At 59.3% G+C, this 21,735-nt stretch carries 19 protein-coding genes and 1 pseudogene; 8 read left to right on the top strand and 12 right to left on the bottom strand.

The features are described from left to right. Positions 1 to 396: 396 nt before the first annotated feature. Together VSR68_RS25115 and VSR68_RS25110 are read right to left on the bottom strand one after the other, a co-directional pair. Positions 397 to 1,191 carry an alpha/beta hydrolase gene (locus VSR68_RS25115; protein ID WP_342942419.1) on the bottom strand — a complete coding sequence of 265 codons (795 nt, stop codon included), beginning with the start codon at positions 1,189 to 1,191 and terminating at the stop codon, positions 397 to 399. A gap of 176 nt (positions 1,192 to 1,367) precedes the next feature. Beyond that, positions 1,368 to 3,365, bottom strand: a complete 1,998-nt coding sequence (locus VSR68_RS25110; protein ID WP_342942418.1) for an NAD(P)/FAD-dependent oxidoreductase — start codon at positions 3,363 to 3,365, stop codon at positions 1,368 to 1,370. Positions 3,366 to 3,872: 507 nt separating this feature from the next. Here VSR68_RS25110 and VSR68_RS25105 point away from each other — a divergent pair. The 3 genes and pseudogenes from VSR68_RS25105 (at position 3,873) to VSR68_RS25095 (ending at position 5,665) form a co-directional block, all read left to right on the top strand. After that, positions 3,873 to 4,436: a VOC family protein gene (locus tag VSR68_RS25105; protein ID WP_018435827.1), complete on the top strand. Its 564-nt coding sequence runs from the start codon at positions 3,873 to 3,875 to the stop codon at positions 4,434 to 4,436. A 202-nt stretch (positions 4,437 to 4,638) separates the two neighbouring features. Then, positions 4,639 to 4,851 (top strand): annotated as a pseudogene (locus VSR68_RS42885) (IS4 family transposase); the annotation flags it as partial. Positions 4,852 to 4,924: 73 nt separating this feature from the next. Beyond that, positions 4,925 to 5,665, top strand: coding sequence for an IclR family transcriptional regulator (locus VSR68_RS25095; protein WP_342942417.1), 741 nt, complete (start codon positions 4,925 to 4,927; stop codon positions 5,663 to 5,665). A gap of 320 nt (positions 5,666 to 5,985) precedes the next feature. Here the strand turns inward: VSR68_RS25095 and VSR68_RS25090 are convergent, their stop codons facing one another. The 9 genes from VSR68_RS25090 to VSR68_RS25045 form a co-directional block, all read right to left on the bottom strand. Continuing rightward, positions 5,986 to 6,156 carry a hypothetical protein gene (locus VSR68_RS25090; RefSeq protein ID WP_342942416.1) on the bottom strand — a complete coding sequence of 57 codons (171 nt, stop codon included), beginning with the start codon at positions 6,154 to 6,156 and terminating at the stop codon, positions 5,986 to 5,988. Between the two features lie 877 nt (positions 6,157 to 7,033). After that, entirely contained in the window at positions 7,034 to 8,185 is a 1,152-nt protein-coding gene (locus tag VSR68_RS25085; protein WP_342942415.1) for an XRE family transcriptional regulator, read from the bottom strand. Continuing rightward, positions 8,182 to 8,778 (bottom strand): hypothetical protein, encoded by a 597-nt coding sequence (locus tag VSR68_RS25080; protein WP_342942414.1) that lies wholly within the window; start codon positions 8,776 to 8,778, stop codon positions 8,182 to 8,184. Before VSR68_RS25080 ends, VSR68_RS25085 begins: the two co-directional genes overlap by 4 nt. 236 nt (positions 8,779 to 9,014) lie before the next feature. Continuing rightward, positions 9,015 to 9,422 carry a hypothetical protein gene (locus VSR68_RS25075; protein ID WP_342942413.1) on the bottom strand — a complete coding sequence of 136 codons (408 nt, stop codon included), beginning with the start codon at positions 9,420 to 9,422 and terminating at the stop codon, positions 9,015 to 9,017. A 1,158-nt stretch (positions 9,423 to 10,580) separates the two neighbouring features. Further along, a complete protein-coding gene (locus VSR68_RS25070; RefSeq protein WP_156992751.1) occupies positions 10,581 to 10,736 on the bottom strand; it encodes a hypothetical protein in 156 nt (51 codons plus the stop codon). A 1,075-nt stretch (positions 10,737 to 11,811) separates the two neighbouring features. After that, on the bottom strand, positions 11,812 to 12,633 hold the full coding sequence (locus tag VSR68_RS25065) for a hypothetical protein (protein ID WP_342942412.1): 822 nt from the start codon (positions 12,631 to 12,633) through the stop codon (positions 11,812 to 11,814). Between the two features lie 599 nt (positions 12,634 to 13,232). Further along, a complete protein-coding gene (locus tag VSR68_RS25055; protein WP_342942410.1) occupies positions 13,233 to 14,945 on the bottom strand; it encodes a methyl-accepting chemotaxis protein in 1,713 nt (570 codons plus the stop codon). 930 nt (positions 14,946 to 15,875) lie between these two features. Then, on the bottom strand, positions 15,876 to 16,937 hold the full coding sequence (locus tag VSR68_RS25050) for an alkene reductase (protein WP_342942409.1): 1,062 nt from the start codon (positions 16,935 to 16,937) through the stop codon (positions 15,876 to 15,878). Positions 16,938 to 17,119: 182 nt separating this feature from the next. Then, on the bottom strand, positions 17,120 to 17,824 hold the full coding sequence (locus tag VSR68_RS25045) for an SDR family oxidoreductase (protein ID WP_342942408.1): 705 nt from the start codon (positions 17,822 to 17,824) through the stop codon (positions 17,120 to 17,122). A gap of 644 nt (positions 17,825 to 18,468) precedes the next feature. On the opposite strand from VSR68_RS25045, the gene VSR68_RS25040 reads away from it, so the two are divergent. From VSR68_RS25040 to VSR68_RS25020, 5 genes are all read left to right on the top strand, one after another. Further along, positions 18,469 to 18,915 carry an OsmC family protein gene (locus tag VSR68_RS25040; RefSeq protein ID WP_342942407.1) on the top strand — a complete coding sequence of 149 codons (447 nt, stop codon included), beginning with the start codon at positions 18,469 to 18,471 and terminating at the stop codon, positions 18,913 to 18,915. A 74-nt stretch (positions 18,916 to 18,989) separates the two neighbouring features. Next, positions 18,990 to 19,436 carry an Ohr family peroxiredoxin gene (locus VSR68_RS25035; protein ID WP_342942406.1) on the top strand — a complete coding sequence of 149 codons (447 nt, stop codon included), beginning with the start codon at positions 18,990 to 18,992 and terminating at the stop codon, positions 19,434 to 19,436. A gap of 70 nt (positions 19,437 to 19,506) precedes the next feature. Further along, positions 19,507 to 19,779: a hypothetical protein gene (locus VSR68_RS25030; protein WP_342942405.1), complete on the top strand. Its 273-nt coding sequence runs from the start codon at positions 19,507 to 19,509 to the stop codon at positions 19,777 to 19,779. A gap of 102 nt (positions 19,780 to 19,881) precedes the next feature. Beyond that, a complete protein-coding gene (locus VSR68_RS25025; RefSeq protein ID WP_342942404.1) occupies positions 19,882 to 20,343 on the top strand; it encodes a VOC family protein in 462 nt (153 codons plus the stop codon). A 66-nt stretch (positions 20,344 to 20,409) separates the two neighbouring features. Next, positions 20,410 to 20,868: a MarR family transcriptional regulator gene (locus VSR68_RS25020; RefSeq protein ID WP_342942403.1), complete on the top strand. Its 459-nt coding sequence runs from the start codon at positions 20,410 to 20,412 to the stop codon at positions 20,866 to 20,868. Between the two features lie 328 nt (positions 20,869 to 21,196). Here the strand turns inward: VSR68_RS25020 and VSR68_RS25015 are convergent, their stop codons facing one another. Next, positions 21,197 to 21,703 (bottom strand): helix-turn-helix domain-containing protein, encoded by a 507-nt coding sequence (locus VSR68_RS25015; protein WP_342942402.1) that lies wholly within the window; start codon positions 21,701 to 21,703, stop codon positions 21,197 to 21,199. Between the last annotated feature and the right edge of the window lie 32 nt (positions 21,704 to 21,735).

Here is a 21,735-nt window from a genome sequence, read left to right as displayed (position 1 = left end):
CGCAAGCTCCTGCGGTGTGCGTCCGGCCTTGACCAATTCCACCATCTGCGCCCGGAATTCCGGCGGGTACGGTGTACGAGTCTTGCCCATTTCGGCACCTCCTCTTCAAAAAGAATAGGTGTCCGTTTTTGCGGGTCAACCTCAGATCGCCATCAGTACGGTCACCATTGCCGATGGCCATGGCGAGTGCGAGGTATCCAACGATGACACGCGCCGCACACGCTGGTCCCGGACAAGCGCCGTGACGCCAGAGCGTTCATCAACGGGCGCCAACGCACGGGCGTGATTGCGCAGGCAGCGCCGAACAAGTAGGGCCGCCGCTCGATCAAGTGATCAAGTGCCTGTAGACGACTCGGCTTGAAAGAGTAGCTTGGCAGCCTGTTGGATGGCGCGACTTCATGCGAGCAATTTGCGATCAAGAAAGGCGCCTATTCTTTCCAGCACCTGATCGCTGGCCGGCAGGATGCCTGTCATGGTGAAAAATCCGTGCATCTGGCCTGCCATTTCATGCTGCTCCACTTCCACGCCAGCATCAGCCATTGCGGCGGCGTAGGCCTGTCCTTCATCACGCAGGATGTCGTGCTGCCCTGTCACCACGAATGCCGCAGGCAAGCCCGACAAGTCCTTGGCACGCAGCGGAGATGCATCGGGATGCATGCGTGCAGATGAATCGGCCACGTATTGATCCCAGAACCATGCCATGGATGGCGTCGGAAGGAAGGTCTGGTTCTCCGGCTCCTGGTACGAGGCGCGCGTGAAGTCCGCGTCGGTGACGGGATACACCAGCACTTGGGCCGCCAGCTTCGGGCTGTTTCGCTCCCGCGCCCAGCGAGCGACGACAGCCGCCAGATTGCCGCCAGCGCTGTCCCCGGCGATGACCAGCGGGACTTCGTCCCCGGCAATCTCCACCTTATGCTTGCTCGCCCATTGCAGCGCGTCCCATGTGTCTTGCAGCGGAATTGGAAACGGATGCTCAGGCGCGAGGCGGTAGCCCACCAGCAGAACTGCCGCGCCCGTGCACGCAGCAAGCTTGCGTCCGATGGCCTCAAATCCCGGCAATTCGCCCAATACCCAGCCACCGCCATGCACGTACACCAGTAAGCCCCGTGGTCGCGGGATAGGCACCAGCAGCCGGGCGGCAATTGAGGAACCATCGCGCGCCGGAATCGCGACATCCTCAGCACGCGCCATCGCTGGCCCTGGGTCATGCTGAAGCGCTCTGCGTCCGGCGGCTGCCCGCGCTTGCACGGCATCGAGTTTCCATAGCGGAGTCGCATTCGCCCCTGCCGCTGCGGCCCAGGACTGCAACAGGGCCTGCGAGACACTATCCAACGCCATATTCTTCTACGCTCCGAAGGCCTGTTAGCTCAATGCGAGATGAAGTCGCTGTCAAAGTCGACGTCATGGGTAAGTTGCCAGTACTCGCGGTGACTGAATGGCCATACCTGAGAGACCCGGCCGAAGCGGTTCTTGTACCAGGTGCGTATCTGCGGACGGCCCCAGGCGCGGCGCTGGTTCTCGGCATCGACGCGCTCGACGAAAGAATCAAGAACCTCAGGCTTTACCTCGAAGCCGTTGATGCCTCGTGCAAGAGTTTGATGGATCGCCTCGACGGCGAACTCCGCGGCACATTCCATCATGAAGTGCTGGCTGCCGTGCACGACGTAGTTCGTGTTCGGCCCCATCACCATATAGAAGTTGGGGAAGTCCGGCACGGCGATGCCCCCCCACGCCTTCGCGTCGCCCTGCCACTGCTCCTTGATCGTCCGCCCTGAGACACCGCGAATCTCCATGGGATCGAGGAACTCGGCAGCGGTAAATCCTGTTGCATAGACGACGACGTCAACCGGATGCTCGACGCCATCTTCAGTCACCAGGCCAGTTTCCGTGAAGCGGACGATGGGACTGGTGACAAGCGCGGAGTTTGGCCGCTGCAACGCGGCGGCCCAGACGCCGTTGTCACGCAGCATTCGCTTGCCGCCGGGCGGGTACGTCGGCACAATTTTGTCGATGAGTTCGGGTCGGCTCTTCCACTGTTCGCGAAGGATCTCGGTCAGCGTTTCGCGCACCTCCAGGTTCTTTGCCGATACCGAATCCTCTCGAGTCCAACCGGGGTCGGTGACGGCGGTATGCAGACGTCCGGTCGCTGCCTGGAAGAAACCCGAGAGCCGGAACCATTGCCCATAGCATGGAACATGGTCACTCAGCCACCGCAGCGCCTTGGGAGTGTCGGCATAGTAGTTCGGGGCAGGAACCATCCAAGGGCCGGATCGCTGGAAAACGGTAAGGTGCTTGACCCGATCAACGACGTTCGGAACGATCTGGTATGCGCTTGCCCCAGTGCCGATGACCGCGACGCGCTTGCCGTGGAGGTCAACATCGTGGTTCCATCGGGCCGAGTGCATGCGCACGCCCCTGAATTCGTTCTGCCCTTCGATCTGAGGAATATTCGGCCGCTCGAGCTGACCCACCGCCGAAATCACGGCGTTGAAACGGCGATGCTCCGGCTCGTCATTGCCTGTACGAGTCACCACGTCCCAAGTGCCGGATACCTCGTCCCAGGTGGCCGAGACAACCTCGGTGCCGAAGCGGATGTGCTCGCGAAGCCCGGCACGCGCAACGACCTCGCGAGCGTAGTCTTCAATTTCACCACCGGTCGCGAACGCATGAGGCCAGTCCATGCGCTGAGCAAATGAAAAGCTGTACCCGAACGTCGGCGTGTCGAGCCGCACGCCCGGGTACGTGTTCGCCCACCACACGCCGCCAACGTCGGGGTTCTTCTCGAAGGCCGTGAATGGCACGCCTGCCTGCTTGAGCCGATACATGGCGGCAATGCCCGACATGCCGGTGCCGATGACCGCGACAGCGAACTGGCGATCACCCGCCACATTATCGAATTTCCAACCAGGCGCGCCGAGCTTTTTCGGGGCGAGATCCATCTCGTGGGTGAGGATCTCAGCATCGGCATCTCCGGCACCGTTCGTGAGGAAATCGATCAGGATGCGTGTCTCGCCATCGTCAAGAGGACGTGGCCGAGTCAAGCTCTCGTCGCGCACGCGCTTGAGTGCAACCAGGGCCAGTGCGCGGGCTTCTATTTGCGCGGCTTCGCTCATGCCTCCATGGGCAGGCGCAACCGTATCAACAAGAGGAAATGGCGCGCGCAGGTGCGGACGCAGCATCGACAAGTCTCCGGTGACGGCGGCGAGCGCAGTGAGAAGCGAGGGCAGGTCGGCTTGCGCCACGATTTCGGCGAGAAAGGCATCGTCCTCGCCGATCTGCGCGTATTCCTCGCGCCAATAGACGTCGTCAACACCCGGAGTTTCAATGGTAGTAGTGGTTAGGGGCATGGCAGAAAGGTTTTTCATTGCTGGACAGGAGGCACAAGCGCACGCCTCTTTCTCGTTGCTGTACCGATTGACTTCGCAAACACTGGCGAGCGGCCGCGGAAAGCCTCGTCGCCGAATGGGTCAGCAAGGCGACTTGCGACCGTGAGATATGGTTGATTACGGCCGACTTTCACAGCGCATGCTCGACGGGAGCGTCTCGCTGATGCACACGGAGAACAGGCGCAGGGCGCTGGAGCGAGAATCGCCATCACGGCGATCCAAAGAACTGTGCCAGCCCGACCGCCAGACCAGACGGTCGCCCCTTAGGAAAGAACAGCCCAGGGAACACAACTGCGAAGGCTATCGGGTACGGCCCGCAGCCGTAGCCGTCGATCGCGATGCTGGCTGCAAATGGCACTGGGCACATGTTGCGCCACTCGAAGCTCGCCTGATTCATCGAATCATCCCCTCGGATAAGTTGTAAAATCTCATAGATTGAGATTGAAACTGATACCATGGACCACTGTCAATCCAAGGAGAAACCCTATGTCACTGGAAACCCCGAAGCAGTCCGGCTTCAAGTTCAGTCACTTCGGCATGTTCGTGACCGACATTGCGAAGGTCACAGACTTCTACACCCGCCTGCTTGATTTCACCGTGACGGACCGAGGCCAGTTGCCCGGGCCGAACGGAATGACGGACCTCGTGTTTCTGAGTCGAGACCCGGACGAGCACCACCAGATCGTGCTTCTGACGGGGCGCCCCAACGATATGCCCTTCAATCCCATCAACCAGATTTCCCTCAAAACAGACAGCTTGGATACGCTGTGCGAGATGCACGAGACTCTGCTGGCCGAGAAGCTGCCCAATATCACGCCGGTGACACACGGCAACGCGCTTTCCATCTATGTGCCCGACCCAGAAGGCAATCGGCTGGAGCTCTATTTCGATTTGCCTTGGTACGTTTCACAACCCATGCGCGTGGCGATCGACCTAAAGGATAGAAGCACGCTGATGCAGCGCCTGGAATCGCATGCCCGCACGCTGCCGGGTTTCAGACCGCGGTCGGTTTGGCGTGCGGAGATGGCGCAGCGCATGGGTGTGAAATGAGAACTCAGTCGGCCTATCAAGCACTATTCATCGCGAATAGTGTTCGCTGGTCTCGCAATCACGGCAGGGCGACGCACCAGCCACAGGCCACCTAGTTATACAGAAGTCCGCCAGGCCTTGGTGGACAAGGGATGGCGGGCGATGTGAGGCCGGGTCGGGGGGTTGTAAACGGAAGCAAATCGGGCCTTTTGTGGCGGCACCAGATGGCGAGAGAAACGGATACCTGTTGATGAAAAAGCGAATGCCCAAGGGCAAGCCAAAACTGAACGAAGTTCTACGTCTCGTGGCACAACTCGGCGGCTTCCTTGCGCGCAAGGGCGACGGCGAGCCTGGTGCCAAAACGATCTGGGAGGGCTTGCAGCCCGTTATCATATCCGCCGAAACGCTACGTGCGCTTCGGAGTGAGGCCGCATGAACCGAGATGTGTATAACGAGGTGGCCACAGGCCGCTATCATGTTCACTTTGAACTTCAATACCTGAATCTAATATGAGCAGCCCCGGCCGGGTTCTTGCCATTCTCGATCTATTCACCGAGGAAAATCCGATCTGGCAACCGGACAAAATCAACGATGTTTTGGGCTATTCCCGCCCCACGGGTTACCGCTATGTGAAGGAATTGGTCGAGGCGGGGTTATTGCAAAAAGTCGCGGCGGGGCGCTACTCCCTCGGCGGGCGCATCATCGCGCTGGACTATCAGTTGCGACAAACCGACCCGGTGTTGTTCGCGGCCGATCCGGTCATGCGCAAGCTGGCGGCCAGCACCAAGTTTGACGCGGCACTCAGTGTGATGTTTGCCGGGCCGCAGGTCATCGACGTCCATCGCGTCAGCGCGGAAAAAAATCTTCACCTTTCTTATGGGCGCGGGCGGCCCCGCCCCTTATTCCTTGCTGCTTCCCCAAAAGTTCTGCTTGCGCACCTGCCGCGCAGCTCGCTCAAGAAGATTTACGCAACCCACGCCAAGGAGATCGGCCTCAATGGCATGGGAGATACTTGGCAGGAGTTTTTGAGCGTGCTGACGAAAATCCGCAAGGATGGCTTTTATCGTTCGCAAGGCGAGTTGGAAGCCGGGCTCGGCGCAGTGGCTGTTCCAATTTTCAATGCCGAAGGTGATTGCGTAGCTGCGCTGGCACTCGTAGGCAGCGTTCAGCGCTTTGATACCGGTTTGAACGCTCGCTTGTTGAGCAGCTTGCAGGAGGCATCCGCCGTCATACGTCTTTCCTTGGGGTAGCTGTCGATTTTCTCCAGCCTGTTGCCGCGCAGCTAAATCTGACCCCAGGGGCCGGAATTCATCTGTAGTACCACCTACCTCACTACTGGTCGGCACAAAACCTCATAGCAGCAAGCGGCGAAGGACTCGCCCTTGCACCGTGTTGGCGGCGGCGTAAATCCGACAGCAGACGGCGGCGCAAGGTTGAGTTAAACACTCGACCATGCGCCGCAGGCATTGCCGGCCGCAGGGCGAGTAAAGCAGGATCAGAACCCGCCCTCGATGTCGTCGATTTCGGCATCGGTGGGCGGCGAACGCTGCTCGCGGATCAGCTCGTGTAGCTAGACGCCATAACGCATCCAGATGCGAGCGCGCAGATCGCTGAGCAGCTCGAACACGGCGAACGCCTGCTGGGGCGACCAGTCGGCGTCGATCAGCAAGTCCAGCCGACTACTGGTTCGATTCAACAGTAATGGCGGCGTATGTCCGGCTGACATCGCGGATTGCGTCACGCATCGATCCCCATGCTTTAGTTGACTGTCACGTATGCACGTCCTCGCTGGGCTCGCTGGCCCATCAGGAACGGCTCGTATCGTCCTGTCCAAAGAAAGTATCCCGGGATTGGCCTCCAGCCAAGTCCCGGTTGATCGAGTTTATATCCACCTCCGGCAGGAGCCTCCGGTTGCTATAAACTCTAAAAGAATGCTGGTGAGGGGTTGTAAATGCCCTCACCAGTGAAGAAGGAAGAGATTACATCCGCCTCACGGCTACTATAATCTCTTTAATAGATCGCTTCGCTCCGCTCGCTCACTACACACAAACCCTCCGTAGGTTCCCTCACGCAATTGCGTGAGTGAGAAGGTGATGCAACCGCATCACCCGACCTATATGATTGGTAGTTGATACGATAAAAATTTACGTTGAAGCACGAATTACTTCTGTACAAACCATCGGGCGTGAACGCCCTATCGTCTGGACAGAAGCAATTCGTTATGTGTTCCAGTTTTCTTCCCGAAGGGAAAACCACTGACATTGGACGAAGGTTGCTCGCTCAACGACATTGCGTGCGATGCGCCCTATGAAAGCGTGCACATCCGTCATTAAGAACGCGTGGGGCGGCGCCGGCCACTCGCATGCTGGCCGGTCGGGGCGCGACGCACCTAATCGGCCCGTAGAGCCGTTCCAGCCACCGGCCGCACCCTTGGCTTACCCGATCGTCACGAACCGCCTGAAAGGGCTATATTAGGGCCACACAAATATCTACGATGTTGCCCTCAGCTGCCTGTCACGACATCGGCACTGCTGGTCGCACCCTGCCGAAGCGAGCGAGTTCCCGACGCGTGCCGGTCGAGTACAGTCGAAACCAAGGGCAACTGCATCGCGCAAGCTCTACAGCGTTCGCCTTGTGCTGCCGCGTGCAACGTCAGCTCGTGCGCGGCGCTCTAATGACATGGAGACGACGTTATCGGTCGCCGCTGCATAGGCGTTCGTATCAAAGCGGGCCCACAGCAGTTCGTCCAGCAATGACGTCTGCACTTTCATCTCCTGAGCCAATGCCGCCCGCGAAATACCAAACGCGTCGCGCAGCACCTGGATGCCATCCGTAATCAGGTCAGCAGACTCGAGGGGCATGTCCTTATCCTCGAACTCGGATCGCGCTTCCCCTCGCCGCGTCAGGCCGATTACGCCACTTCGATATTGCTCGTCTGAAAACACACCAAGCTGCCGTCCACGATAGAGAATCGCAGCCTTCGAGACTCCCCAGCGAACCTTAATGTCTGTAAGCACTGACCAATTCAAACGAGAACCGCGCATTGCTGTGCGACACTCCGCCGCAAAATACCGACGAGGCATCAAAAACGCACTGGCGAATCGATTCGCCTGGGACTCAGTCACCTTGTCGCCCGTCTGGACGCCGATATGAAGACAGAAGTGACCGATTTCGTGCGCAATTCCAAAACGTGCACGGCACGATGAGCGCCCCTCCGAATTCATCGCAATAACCGGTCGCCGCGTCGCAAATGAAATCGCGTCAATCTCGGGAGCCAGCCCGTTGATCGGCATCACGACGGCGCCTGCATTCTCCGCAACACGCGTCATGTTTTGGACGGGGCCAAGGCCCAATCCCCAATGCTCACGTGCGCGCTCTGCTACCTGCTCGATCGCCTCTGCGGACGAAGCGTCTCCCTCCTGAAAGTCGTACCGAGGCAATTCCAGATGGTGGTCCATCACGTTGATCATCCGCTTCAGGAACTCCCCTCTTGCGCGGGCGCTCTGATGGAGCGCGACTTTGGTCGTCAGTTGTTTTCGGAAATGGCATTGCTCGTCCGAGATCGGCATCGGGTCCGGCTCAACGAAGAATTCCGGCAGGACTGCCAGCTGGTCGCAGAGCTTTGAGACAAGCGCCGCCGTCGGGACGTCGCCCCCCGATTCCAGACGGCTGAGAAACTGCTTGGAACAACCAATGTGCTCGCCCAGCTCTTGTTGCGAGAAGTTATGAAATAGCCGCGCGATCCGCAGGTTCGAACCAATAAAAATCATGGTGCGTCAGACGTTCCAGTCTTGTCAGAGTCGATCCGCCTGGGACCCACCGGGGCCTTACCGATGTATTTCGCCGGCGGGGTATTGGCAGAAACCGCGTGAAGCGCCTTAGTCCCGTCCGACGTCCAGCGACACTTCGCAACCCCCATCAAATCCTCACCGATAAACACGACTCGCGGGTCGTCCGCTTCGGCATAGCCACCGTCAAGAATGAAGCAGAACTTGCACGGTTCGCCGTTCTCCACCTCATCGAAAAAAGACTGCTGGATCGGCGTCGCATCGAGAACCGCCGGCTTGGTCGGATTCACCGGATCGTCAGTCGCAAACCTGCACGGAATACCCTCGATCGTGAAAACGAGGTCATTGCCGGCATGCAGCAGCTGCAGCCAGTCGTATTGACCCGACAGCGCCACCGACTTGAGGCGGTTTTTCTGACGGGCGAAGCGTGTCGTCCCGCGCGAATAGCCGTCGTCATACTCACTCTGGAGGTCGGTCAGCGTCGTGAAATGCTCGTCGATCAAGATGTTCGCAATGATTTCGAGACGGTCGCCTTGCAGGGCAGAGTGAAAAACTTCCGGAAGCGGCAAATTCATTGGTGCGGGCCTTATAAATGTGCAAACTCGGGAAAACGTCAACCGCTGCATTTTTGTGCAAATCCCGCTATCCGTCAACTGAAAATTTGCGCTATCGAGCTTCACACGCTCGCCGCTTCAAACCTACCCCGCCGGCCGCATACCTGTATGCAGCCGGCTATTTGAGCTGTGCGCCAATGCTCGGCAGCGAACGCGACACTTCACACGCGCGACGAGAATTTCCCCGTTCTGCTCCGTTAGTTCACCGATAACTCACGCGGCGCCGACCGCAGAATCTCTTGCAGTGCACGACGGTCGTTCTCGTCGAGTCGATATGGCATCAAGAGCTCAACCATCTGTCGCGGCTGCCCGGGTTCGAGCGGTAATTCGAGAGCGCTCATCTGACCGACATCGGCCCGGTCCGGGAGCGATTGATCGAGCGTGCGCCCGCCTTCGGACAGCAGTACGGATTGAAATTCCACCGGGAACGGCCACTTCTCGTTTCGCGTGGGCGGAACCATCGGAACGTGGTGCGTCACCATCTTGTTGACGATGCACCCTTGATAGTGCCTCGCGCTCGCCGGATGGACAGCCTGGGCGATAGCCGTGCAAAGGCTCAAATACTCGATGAGTGGATCGGCAGGAAGTTCGACGCGGACTTGCAATTGGACCCCGCTGGATTGTTCTCGTCAGTGCGAGTATAAGGGAGCGAACCACGAAGTCACGCGGGCCAGAACGGACGCATCACTTGGATAAGTCGGGACGTTATCGGACAAGACACCGTCAGGTCCGGTGAAGGCGGCTCAACCATGCAGGTGGCGAGAGTCGACATCCGACCCGTTGCCGCCATCCGCCGTCGGCAAGATTGTGTCCGCTCTTGCTGGGAAACCTGCCAGCCGTTCGATAGGGGAAAGTCGTGTTGACGATGACTATGACGCGTCTGCTATAGGCTGTCTCGGGTGCGTATTCATTCGTAATGCGCTCAGCGCCACGGCCTCCGAATTGATTTTATCGATCGTGCGAAGCAGCTCCTTGAGCACGAGTGGCTTGGTAATCACCTCTTCAACTTTGCCTTTGAAACTCTGTGCGTCCTGCGGCCATACGAGCGCAATGATGCGTTGCCTTCCGATGGTCGTATCAAAGCTCTCCCCGAACCACGCGGAGGCGCCGCGAGAAAATTCGAAACGTCGAGTACGACCAATTGCTGCAACGGTTCAAGAAGGAATTTATGCCAACTGTCGGAGCTACATGCCTTCGACCTCCCATAACCCTCCACGTTAAGCAGAACGGCTAGAGATTCTCGGATCACCTTGTCGCGGCCAATGATCACAATGGGCCCGACTATGGGTGGCATGGACACCTGCCAAGCGCAACTGCCACTGACAGCGCAGCCACTCCAACCGCGACCGTTCGTGACGGTGCTCCGCGCGCGGAAGCGCAGCGAGGGACATCGCTGGATCGTGCTCCAGGCGTTGCAGAGCTATGACGCAGAGGATCCGATTTGCGCCATGCGCGCGGCGCCTTCGATCGGCGTGTTAGCCGTTCCACGACTCGACGTTCAGGACGATCCGTGCAGCCCGCTGCACATCCCATGTGGATGGCGACGGGCTTTTCAATCGTGTGCGCTGGCGCTGTGGTGCACGCTCAGGGGGGAGAAATGCAGACGTTCTTTCCGTGCAGCAATCCGGCGTGCGAAGAGGGATTAAAAACGCTCAAACATGAGTTTGGCACTGCCGTCCAGCAGTGCGCGTGGTGCCGCGGTACGGGGTGGCAACTGGCGCGAGAGCGCCGAGGACGACGACGCCTGTCTTTGACGGCGGGGATCAGCCGTTCAGTTGCGACTCGACGTTGAGGACGATCCGGGCGACCGGGTTGTTGTCGGCGGAATCCGGGGCAAACTTGATCTGGGCAAACGTGACAGCAGCGAAAGCGACGACGACGAGGGCAGCAGATGCGGCGATGCGGGGAATGTATTTCACAGGGACTTCCTTTTGAGGTGTAGGCAGAAACTGCCGAAGCTGACAGGGGGCCGAATCACTTCGGCGCCCTTCTGTCAACAACCGGCAAGGCCGCACACGGGGTCCGATCGCGCCTGGCGATCTAGACCGCACTGCAAAAATAGGGCGGCCCAAACCCAGCCACTATAGAGGTTTTACCCGTGTGTGCAGTGCGACATGCGGTCGCCAGTGGGTGCTTAATTCTTGAGCAGCGTTTCGCAATTGAAAGGTCTATGTAGGCCGTAATGAGCAGTGCGGGCTGCGCAATTAGCCTGGAGGTCTTGCGGGTTCCCGCCGGGAGCCCTACGTGGCGGGCTGGTGATCGTCCGATTTCCCGTGCCGCGTGAATCAGCGGCAAAGTCTCACCACTGGCCTTCAATGGCGTTTGTGCGTGCCCGTATAAAGCACGGACGCAAACGCGATCGAAGGGACTAGTTCAGGGCAGGAGGCCGGAGCACAGTAGCGCATCTCCATCGAATAACCCTAAACGTTGGACGACAGTCTGCTTCTTTGCCCCGACTTGAGGTGAAGCGGTCATCGATCGCGTGCGTGCTTATTGGAGTCCCCACACCCTATTATCGACGGCGGGAAATTTGCGTACCTCTACCCGCCTGCGCTGGGGGCGACTTACTTCGCCCGATACGGTGTGGGCGATGTCAAAAAACGCGCTCCGCCGGCACCGGCTTGCCAAGCGTTCCAGCATTCGCCAAGTCGCCATGGTGGAACGGACCGATGCGCAGTGGGGACTGGAGATGACGTCGCCGCGAGACTGAGTTGCCGAAGCGCAGGCGCCTTGGCTGTGTAAGCCGCTCCGTCCTTCCGGGTTTAGAGGCGGGAACGAACAGACGCGCGCGCAACTATTGCGGACGGACTATCACCAAGTCTTTTCCGGGGAGGATCAATGTCATGCCGGAGCCCGCCGGAATACGAACAACCCAGCGACTGCCGAGCGAATTGAGGACTTCCACATTGTCAATGGCCGTTTCGCCGCCGCTGCAACTCACTAGGAGATGTTCGGCTGCTGTGTGGATAGTGTTGCAAGCGGCCGGCCCGACAATCAATCTAACGGGAGTCTTCTCTGCGATACCGATCGCGTTTGCGATGTACCTCGGATATAAGCCGGGGGGGATCCGAGCAGAAACGCTACCTCTAGAAGAAGGACCGCTCCAACGCCAAGCAGCAGCGCTAAGTCACTCGCAGCCAATGCAACCTGTGTACAGCCAAGGACTACTACCATGCCAAAGGTCAGCAAAAAGCGAGCATCGCTGTGGGCGCCAGGCGATCCGCTGCGAATAGCAAGCAATGTTAGCAGAGAGACTGCGGCGGCGAAGCCCACGACGAACACGGAAGCGACAAAGGTGCCGCGCGTTTCGAGCCCATCTGGTCCCCAGATAAGAGGCGAGAACACGACGTGTACGGACGCCCAGACGAAGACTATGATTGACACTCCCCAAGAGATGGCGTATTCGAATTTCTCTCGATGAGGAAAATAAACGAAGATTGAAATCAATCCGATCGATGCAAGCTGAGTCCAAATATAACGGCTGACTAAATGTTTCGTTGCAACCTTCCGGTGCTTGGGAACCAACTCGCTAGGTCGAATTCCCAAGAATTGATAGGTTAGCGCGGACATGGATAAGGACACCCAAATTGACCCTAGTAGTGTCGCACCCAATATCCCCGCTTGAACCGCAACAAGTGCGCCTTGGGCAAATGAGATATCGGGAGTGAAATTTAGCGTCGCGTAATAGATAGTCAGACAGATGACACCGAATGCCGATGCAGCGGGGACAACTCCCGCTGCGACTTTCAAAAAACCGGTTTCCCTAAACCAGCGGACGATGTACTCGGGAGAGCGTTCGTTGATCGTGTGATGCATGCTCGGTTGTTATGTGTTTTATGTTGAAGACGCGAGAAGCGACTATCGCCAAGTACAGGCCGAGCCGTTGCCGTCTCGGAACGGCCCAGTACGAGCGCCATGAAGTTATCACATGCCGTCTCTCCATGGTCGCGCAACGTGTGTTGAGTCTCGCGCGTGACTGTAATGGCTGATGGTGCGATACCGGATACCGACGATCTACTGACCGTTTGCCAAAATGAAGCCGCCAGCTGAATCCCCGACGCATCAGGCGATGGTCCCTTCATGGCCGATAGGGCCAGCCCGACGAACGTGCTGCAGAGCTGCCATGGGAATCGCCCAACGGGCAAGGCGGATACATGCGTGCTGACCGTTTCGACATCACGAACGCGAAGCTTGAAGGCGTCGGTGCATGGAGCTCCGATAAAGGCCGGCGCATTGGCGATGGCAGTAATGTCTGCGTCGCAACCGCGAGTTTCCTGCACCTCCAGAATTTCCAGACCATAGTTCTCGCTGCCAATGCGGAAGATGAGGTACTGGCCGTTTTCCCTCTGCACGTCCGAGGGTCTGGGCAACAGGCATGCGTCCCGTCGTCATAGAGTCCTCTCTGAGGAATCAGGTCAGGACGTTTCCCAGGATTCGGTGCTCTGCTCGTCCTGTTTGACCATTTCGGTCGCAAGCGCCGGCTTCGCCGCAGGACGCGGTGCGGAATGCACGGGCGCTTTGGGTGTGGGCATGGTCGGTTTGCGCGGTGCGGTACTGGCAGTCCCCGCGAAAATCGCGGCTGCAGTCGAAACCTTGAACACGGACACTGCGTCGCGCAGACCGCGCGCCTGCTCGGCCATTGACTGGGCTGCCGCCGACGCCTGTTCGACCAGCGCCGCATTTTGTTGCGTGACCTGGTCCATCTGGACCACCGCCGAGTTCACCTGCTCGATGCCCTTGTGCTGCTCGTTCGACGCGGCGGCGATCTCTCCCATCAGATCCGTCACGCGACGCACGGCCGACACCACCTCGTTGATCGTCCGACCTGCCTCGTCCACCTGCTCCGTACCACTCGTCACGCGATCCACCGACTCGTTGATCAGATCCTTGATCTCCTTCGCGGCCGTGGCCGCACGCTGCGCGAGGCTGCGCACCTCGCCTGCGACCACGGCGAACCCCCGGCCCTGCTCGCCCGCGCGCGCCGCTTCGACCGCCGCATTCAGCGCGAGGATGTTTGTCTGGAACGCGATACCTTCGATCGTGCTGATGATGTCGGCGACCTTCGTCGAACTGTCCGAAATCTCGCGCATCGTATGAACTACACGCCCCACCACCTCGCCGCCGCGCGCCGCGATTTCGGATGCATTGGCTGCGAGCATATTGCCCTGCTTCGCGCTTTCGGTGTTCTGACGCACCGTGGCGGTCAGTTCTTCCATGCTCGCGGCCGTTTCTTCGAGCGACGCAGCCTGTTCTTCGGTGCGCGAACTCAGATCGGTGTTGCCTGCCGCGATCTGCCCGGAAGCGGTCGAAATGGTCTCCGCACCCGTGTGAATCCGGGAAACCATGTCGGCCAGGCTGCTGTTCATTGTTTTCAGGGCTTGCAGCAGTTGACCGACCTCGTCGGCGGTATGCGCTTCAATCCGGCTGGTGAGATCGCCCTTCGATACGGCTTGTGCGATCCTCACCGCTTCGTTGAGCGGGCGGGTAATGGAACGCGTGACCCAGACGCCAAAGCCAGCGCCCAGCAAGACTGCCAGTATCCCCAGACCGATCATGAGGTTACGAGTCGAATCGATTTCGTCGTGTGTCTGTCCCCCCTTGCTTAAAACTAGCGTTGCCTGCCAATCCACCAGCTTTCTGATGTCTTGCGACGCGAGGTCGAGACGCGGCAACGTTTCAGTCAGGACAACCTGGCGAGCCTCATCCTCTTTGCCATCCCGCACCAACTGCCCGACCTTGGAGAACGACGCCACATACTGTTCACGATTTTGCTTGAACTGACTCAACAGAGTTTTGCCCTCCGGGGTTGAAACCAGCGTGTCAAGCGTCTGAATATCGCGGTTAATCGATTCCTTGCTGTCGGCAATCCTTCTGAATATCTCCTCTCGCTGATTTTGACCGTTCGTGACGATCAGTTCCATGGTACGGCGCGCATTGGATCGCATCGTCCCGTCGATGGCGTTGGCCGCTTGCGCCTTGACCCAGTCAGATTTGATCAGCTGGTCGTTCAGATCACCGACCTCGGCAATACGCGATAAGCTAACAACGATCAGCACCACCATCAACAACAGCACCAGCCCGAATCCCAGGCCGAGCCGGGTGCCAATCTTCAGGTTCGTTATTCGCATTTCCACCCTCGGTTTTGTCTGTATTGAAGAAGCGCGTCGGGCGATCCCGATGCCCGAACGGGGGCGCTAGCGACGCCTTGCCTTACAGGTATCGGCAGTTGTAAGAAAAACCTTAACAATCTGTCAGGCGACGAGCCGAGGAGTTGCTCTAGCATTCCGTCCCCGGCAACCCTCAAGGCAACGTCACGTTGATGGGGTTAGTGACAGCTGCCGGGGCAGGGTCTCCAGATGAAGAAATCAGATCGCTCTATCGCAGTCACCGGTTCCATGCGGCCGTCGTCAGCTACGCGGTGCGCTGGGACTTCCGGTTTCAGTTGAACCTCCGCGACGTCGAAAAGTTGTTGTTCGCGCGGCGTGGTGGCGAACGACATACAAGGCGTCGAACTCGACATTCTCCGTACGCTTCGGGTGTTCGCGCCGCGGGAGATGACGGGTGGTGACTGAGGGTCCGTCGCGTCGTTCGGTTCCACTGCCGGACCCAAACGCACCACGGTGGCCCGCGCAGGCGAAGTGCCCGGCTTGAGTGTGCCGACGCTTGCTGGTCAGTGGGTGAAATCGACCCTGAACGACCGGTCGCGAGCACACGACGTCGATGACCGCTTCCGAAGTGCTTTGGACGCCCGTTGACGTTAGGTATATGTTTAGAGCAGGCTTCGTTCCATTCAGATAGACGCTCGCCCACAGCCCAGTTTTCAGCCGCGTGAAGACAGGAGATCAAACAATCATGGAAGGAACAACCTACAAAAACCTGGAGAGCCTAACCATGACGGTAGTTACCGCTCCCGTTTCATTTAACGTTGTTTCCACCGCGGAGCAGCTGCCGTTGTTACTCGCCATAGGAACATCCGCAAAGTCACATCCTTCGCATAAGACAACTTGTACTTCGTGACCGCGGAGACAAGTCCCTTGAGTATCACGTCGAGCCCGCGTTCAGCCGCCTATTTCCAGCACTGGATAGTCTGTGTAACCGGTTTCCCCTTCGGCGTAGTAAGTGGAGGGATTGGGCTGGTTCAATGGTGCGTCGAGTTCGAAGCGGCGTGGCAAGTCCGGGTTGGCGATAAACAACTGACCCCACGCGACGGCATCCGCTTCGCCTGCATTGAGTGCTTGCTGTGCCGATTCCCGGGTGAACTTCTCATTCGCGATGAATGGACCGCCGAACGCGGCTTTCAGTTGTGGCCCGAGACGCCTGTCGCCGAGCGATTCCCGGGCGGCGATAAACGCGATCGTGCGCTTGCCCAGCTCGGAAGCGACATAGCCGAATGTAGCCGCCGCGTCGGAATCGCCCATCGTACCCACGTCGCCGCGCGGCGCGAGGTGCATGCCGACGCGGTTAGCGCCCCACACCTCGATACACGCATCGGTTACTTCGAGCAGGAGGCGGGCGCGGTTTTCAATCGAGCCGCCGTACGCGTCCGTGCGATGGTTTGTGCTGTCCTGCAGGAACTGGTCGAGCAGATAGCCGTTCGCACCATGCACTTCGACCCCGTCGAAACCGGCGGCCTGGGCGTTCTTGGCAGCCGTGCGATAGGCGTCGACGATGCCCGGAATTTCGGCCACCTTCAGCGCGCGCGGCGTTACATATGGCCGCTGTGGACGCACGAGGCTTACGTTGCCTTGTGGTGCGATCGCACTCGGTGCAACCGGCAGATCACCGTTCAAGAAGATTGGGTCCGACATGCGGCCGACATGCCAAAGTTGCAGGAAGATCTTGCCGCCAGCGGCGTGCACGGCTTCGGTGACGAGCTTCCACCCTGAGACCTGTTCCTGCGACCAGATACCCGGCGTCGCGGCGTAACCGACACCTTGCGGCGTCACGGAGGTGGCTTCTGTGAGGATCAGTCCGGCGGAGGCGCGCTCGGCGTAGTACTTTGCCATCAGCGCATTAGGCACGCGTTCGTCACCGGCGCGCTTACGGGTCAGCGGGGCCATGATGATGCGATTCGGCAACGTGAGGTCGCCAATCTGGAGAGGATCAAAAAGAGTCGGCATAAGAGTTTACTTTTCCTGACGGACATACGGTCCGCGACGACGAAACCAGCGTGATGCGCGAGCTCAATTAGGTCGAGCTCTCATGTCAGCTACTCTCCATGAAAGGTATTGGCACGCATCGACGAAACCAAGCCGCAAGGGTCCCGGGGCATCATGCACGCCACGCGACCGGTTTGGCGCTGTTAGCGTTGCGCCGCATCTTTCAGATAGATGCCAGACGACAACCCGGCCTTCACCTGCCGCGTGAGTTCGTCGGTGGACACTTCCTCTGCGCCGGCCTCAATGGCTTCATACGCCTGACGCACAACGTCCGCCGGCGTCGCCTTCTGAACTTCGAATCCACGCACCAGATCCGTATCGATAAACCCTGCATGCAGGCCGACGACCTGCGTGCCCTGCTCGCGCAGCGACTGGCGCAAGCCGTTAGTCAGCGCCCACGCGGCCGACTTCGACACGCCGTAGGCAGACAGAATCGGCCGGTTCACCCAGCTCGCGACCGACAGCACGTTCAGGATTGCGCCGCCGCCGTTACCGGCGAAGCTCCCCGCGAACGCTTGCGACATCGCCAGCATGCCGACCACATTGGTTTGGAAGTGATCGCGCAGCGCATCGATTGCGCCGTCGTCCGTCAGGCTACCGAGCCGCGCGATACCCGCGTTGTTGATGAGCAGCGTGACATCTTGCGCCGCGTCCGCCGCCGCGGCTACGGCCGCGGGATCGGTCACGTCGAGCTTAACGGGTATGACTCCCGGCAGCGTCACGCTGGCAGGGTCGCGTGCACCCGCATATACCTTCCTCGCTCCTCTTTTGAGCGCCTGTTTCGCGAACTCGAGGCCAAGCCCACGGTTCGCGCCCGTTACGAAAACGACAGCATCTTCGATCTTCATAGTCCTTCCTTTCGCATGATGGAATCACATGCGCGTCGGCTCGCCGGGCGCGTGAGATCTGGTGGAAACAATGCTGCATTCGCTTGCGGACACGTTGCGCCGTGCCTTCCGGCGCAGCTAATCGCGTCGCGCAGCCGACGCCGGATTGCTTTTGTCGAACGATTCGTGACCACTCACGCATCGCATACGACGATGGCGAAGGATATAACTATGAAATTCATATCGTCAAGCGCCGCGTGAGTTTGCCGACGATTTTCTGTGGAGTCGGCAGTTTGTCCTGGCGTCCCCGTAGCAGCGGTTTCCCCACCCGTGATGTGCTGCGCGCCGTCACCGCAGGACAAGGGACGCCACGAGCCAGACGGGGCGCGCGCTTGCTCTCGACAGGACTCAGCAGCAATTCACACTATTCGCGGACGCCCAGGTCGGACAGGAGGTGGCTTGTTCGCTCACCCGGCGCGACGGGTTGATAGGATCGGCGCCACCATACTGGCCAACAGTGAGATCTGCGTCCAAGCTATCGAAAAATCGTATGCGATTAAATCTTTTGCGATTGACATTGAGCGTGTCTTTCTTCATTATTCGACGCAAGCGATTACATCGCATGCGATTTAAAAGCTTACCCCCTACTCACACAGGAACCCATCATGACCAAGATCGATCAAGTCCTCTTTTCGGGCAATAGCCACACCACGGTTAATCACGACCCCGACGTCCAGCGCGGCGAGCACGGCGTGCTCGACCTCAAGCTGGCGGCAACCGACGGTGACAGCCGTGATTTCATTGCAACCGAGCTGCACCCGCGAGCCGAGCAATTGTTCTCGGGCGCGTGGTCGGCCTGCTACATCAGCGCGTTCAAGATCGCGGCCGGGATCAAGAAGGTTAATCTGCCCACCGACTACTCCCTGGACATCAAGGTCAGCATCGGGACGGTCGGCAACGGCTTTTGCCTCGGTGCCCAGTTCACCATCCGCGCTCCGGGTCTGGCAGCGGAAGTTGTCGAGGCAGTCGCGAACCTCGCTCACCAGATCTGCCCGTACTCGAAGGCCGTGCACGGCAACATCGAAGTGAGCCTGAACGTCGTTACAGCGTAATCAAAACCACGCATACGATTACATCGCAAACGTTTTAAATACGCTTGATACCCTCATACACACAGGAATCCACCATGGAAAAGATCGAAAAAGTCCTCGCTTCAGGCAACACTCACTCGACGGTCAACCGCGACCCCAATGTCCAGCCCGGCGAGTTCGGCGCCTATGACCTCACGCTGACCGCGCCCGGCCTTGAACCCGTCCAGCTCATCGGCATCGATCCCCACCCGCAAGCCGAGCAGCTGTTTGCGGGCGCCTGGTCGGCCTGCTACACCACGGTGTTCGGGATGGTGGCCCAGATGAAGAAGGTCACGCTGCCGCGCGACTACTCCGTGGACATCAAGGTGAACGTCGGCCAGACCGGTAGCGCATGGTTCCTCGGCGCTGAGTTCACCGTCCGCGTGCCGGGTCTGGCAACGGCAGTCGTCGAAGAGCTCGCGCACCTAGCCCATCAGATCTGCCCGTACTCGAAGTCCGTGCGCGGCAACATCGAGGTCAGCACGGCCGTCGTCACGCAGTAACCCGTCAGGGCACGTGCCTCCCGGCGGGACGCGTGCCCCTCACTGAACAACTTTTTAGGGAATTCCCATCATGAAGACCAAGCTCATCGTGGCACTGCTCGTCGCCGTTTCCGCTTCCATCACCGCACCGGCGTTCGCCAGCGGTTATGGACCGGCTCCCTTCTACCAGCCCTCAGTTGGCGCCCCGGCTTCCCAAAGCGGGCAGAGCCTGCGAACCGTCGCCGCCGAACGCGAGGGCGCAACGGACTCGCAAGGGGCCTATGGCGGTGCAGTCTCCGGACGCTCCCAGGCGGGCAGCCGTGCCGCCGCAACGCCGCGCGATAACCTGTTCTCCCGTCACTAGGTCGTGAGTCCGTCCGCAGCTGGGCCGTCCCGCATTGTCGCTCTTCATGTGCGACGGCCACAGCATCGGATGGGTCGTGGTTTACCAAGGAAGATTGAAACAATGTTCAGTCATGTAGTGGTCGGCACCAATGACCTGGAAAAAGCAAAACGATTCTACGATGCCGTGCTAGGCGCGATCGGCTATGGCGAAGGTCTCCGTGATGACAACGATCAGCGTCGACGCTATGCCTATCGCGGCGACACGGGGCTTTTCATTATCACGCAGCCGCTTGATGGTCGGCCGGCGACCGCTGCCAATGGCGGAACGATCGGCTTTGCCTGTCAGTCGACCACGCAGGTCGATCTCTGGCATGCCGCCGGGGTCGCTAACGGTGGAACATCGGCTGAGGCCCCGCCCGGCGTGCGTGAGGCCGCGTTTGGCAGCCTCTATCTCGCCTATCTGCGCGATCCGGATGGCAACAAGCTTGGCGCCCTGTATCGCGCGCCAGCTGAAGCGGACGACGGCGACAAAGGCGCTCCAGACGTTCGGCGGCCATGGCGCCAGGCAGACGTTGCGATATAATCGCATGCGATATATCGAACTTTGTATGTCTTGCGGAACATCAGGATTCAGCCAAAGAGGATACAGATGAAAACTGCGAACCAAGCGCCTGCTGCGGCCGTGCCGCTGTCAGACTATTTGTGTTTTGCGGTCTACTCCGCGAACCTGGCTTTTGGCAAGGCGTACAAGCCGATACTCGAGGAACTCGGACTGACCTACCCGCAATACATTGCGATCATTGCGCTGTGGGAGGAGGACAACCAGACCGTTAGCGGTCTGGGCGCCAAGCTGTTTCTCGAGTCCAACACGCTTACGCCGATGCTGAAGAAACTTGAGGCAATGGGCTATCTGGAAAGGCAGCGCGATCCCGGCGATGAGCGCCAGGTGCGAATCAGTCTCACGAAGAGCGGCCGGCGACTGCGCGAGAAAGCCCTGAAAATGAAACTCGTCGAGACGGGTCTCGCTCCCGATGAATTCGCAGAAATTCAAACGGCGGTCGTGGCATTGCGGAACAATCTTATCAAGTCAGCCCAGAACGGCGAATGAGCGCATACCTGGCGTATTGCTGTGGCGTCCATTCGCGGACATTGAACGGGGCCGTTGGCACCGCATGCGGGACGATCTGATCGGGCGAGATACGTTCGGAGAAAGCGCCCGAACCTCGTCGGTGTTTGCGAGATGCCTGTCGCGACCGACGACGTGAGCGACGATGTGACTTCAGTCCTCTCTCATCGCAGTCTGCCGGATGCAGGAACAGCTGGCCGGAAAGCTAGGCCGGTTTGAACATGCGGGTCTGACTTCTCTGACTTAAGCCGCCCGAATTTGGGCCAATCGAGGGGGGAGTCAGGACTGGCGGACTAGCGGTGGGTATGAATCAAGCAGGCTTGGCGGTCTTCACTGCGTCCTGTCGCGCCGCGCGCTCCTGCGCGTAGGAAGGGCTCAGTTCTGCCTTTAGATCTTCGCGCCGCAACGGTTCACCACAGGCCTGGCAGACTGTGCCAATCCCGGCATCGTGGCCACAGGTGACGTGAATATAGCGGACCGCGACGTCCTCGTCCGGCGACTTGTGCCATGTTTCCCCCCATTCGCGGAGCGCAAGGATGACCGGATAGAACGCTCGACCCATCTCCGTGAGTTCGTATTCGTAGCGAGCGGGCTTTTTCATGTAGCGCTTGCGCTCGATCATGCCGTCTGCTTCCAGTCGTTTGAGGCGGGACGAGAGCATCTGTGGTGTTGCCTGTGACTGCGCAAGCAGGCCGTCGAACCTTCGATTGCCCATGAACAGTTCACGCACGATCAGGACAGTCCAGCGGTCGCCGATGACAACCTGAGACCGCGCGACTGGGCACAGCGTCTCGCTCCTCTTGGACAACGCGGACATTCGAACCTCGCAACGAGTGTACGTATGATATT

The sequence above is a fragment of the Paraburkholderia phymatum genome, assembly GCF_038900715.1.
In the GTDB taxonomy this organism is placed as follows: Bacteria; Pseudomonadota; Gammaproteobacteria; order Burkholderiales; family Burkholderiaceae; genus Paraburkholderia; species Paraburkholderia phymatum_A.
The sequence above is the reverse complement of the archived record's forward strand: the minus strand, read 5'-3'. Positions and strand labels throughout refer to the sequence as shown.

Excerpts from the sequence above, each read along its gene's own strand:
- VSR68_RS25035 (WP_342942406.1), top strand. The coding sequence starts at position 18,990 with ATGGAAAAGATCGAAAAAGTCCTCGCTTCAGGCAACACTCACTCGACG.
- VSR68_RS25020 (WP_342942403.1), top strand. The coding sequence starts at position 20,410 with ATGAAAACTGCGAACCAAGCGCCTGCTGCGGCCGTGCCGCTGTCAGAC.
- VSR68_RS25095 (WP_342942417.1), top strand. The coding sequence starts at position 4,925 with ATGAGCAGCCCCGGCCGGGTTCTTGCCATTCTCGATCTATTCACCGAG.
- VSR68_RS25105 (WP_018435827.1), top strand. The coding sequence starts at position 3,873 with ATGTCACTGGAAACCCCGAAGCAGTCCGGCTTCAAGTTCAGTCACTTC.
- VSR68_RS25115 (WP_342942419.1), bottom strand. The coding sequence starts at position 1,191 with ATGGCGCGTGCTGAGGATGTCGCGATTCCGGCGCGCGATGGTTCCTCA.
- VSR68_RS25025 (WP_342942404.1), top strand. The coding sequence starts at position 19,882 with ATGTTCAGTCATGTAGTGGTCGGCACCAATGACCTGGAAAAAGCAAAA.
- VSR68_RS25110 (WP_342942418.1), bottom strand. The coding sequence starts at position 3,365 with ATGAAAAACCTTTCTGCCATGCCCCTAACCACTACTACCATTGAAACT.
- VSR68_RS25045 (WP_342942408.1), bottom strand. The coding sequence starts at position 17,824 with ATGAAGATCGAAGATGCTGTCGTTTTCGTAACGGGCGCGAACCGTGGG.
- VSR68_RS25015 (WP_342942402.1), bottom strand. The coding sequence starts at position 21,703 with ATGTCCGCGTTGTCCAAGAGGAGCGAGACGCTGTGCCCAGTCGCGCGG.
- VSR68_RS25030 (WP_342942405.1), top strand. The coding sequence starts at position 19,507 with ATGAAGACCAAGCTCATCGTGGCACTGCTCGTCGCCGTTTCCGCTTCC.
- VSR68_RS25085 (WP_342942415.1), bottom strand. The coding sequence starts at position 8,185 with ATGATTTTTATTGGTTCGAACCTGCGGATCGCGCGGCTATTTCATAAC.
- VSR68_RS25065 (WP_342942412.1), bottom strand. The coding sequence starts at position 12,633 with ATGCATCACACGATCAACGAACGCTCTCCCGAGTACATCGTCCGCTGG.
- VSR68_RS25055 (WP_342942410.1), bottom strand. The coding sequence starts at position 14,945 with ATGCGAATAACGAACCTGAAGATTGGCACCCGGCTCGGCCTGGGATTC.
- VSR68_RS25040 (WP_342942407.1), top strand. The coding sequence starts at position 18,469 with ATGACCAAGATCGATCAAGTCCTCTTTTCGGGCAATAGCCACACCACG.
- VSR68_RS25080 (WP_342942414.1), bottom strand. The coding sequence starts at position 8,778 with ATGAATTTGCCGCTTCCGGAAGTTTTTCACTCTGCCCTGCAAGGCGAC.
- VSR68_RS25050 (WP_342942409.1), bottom strand. The coding sequence starts at position 16,937 with ATGCCGACTCTTTTTGATCCTCTCCAGATTGGCGACCTCACGTTGCCG.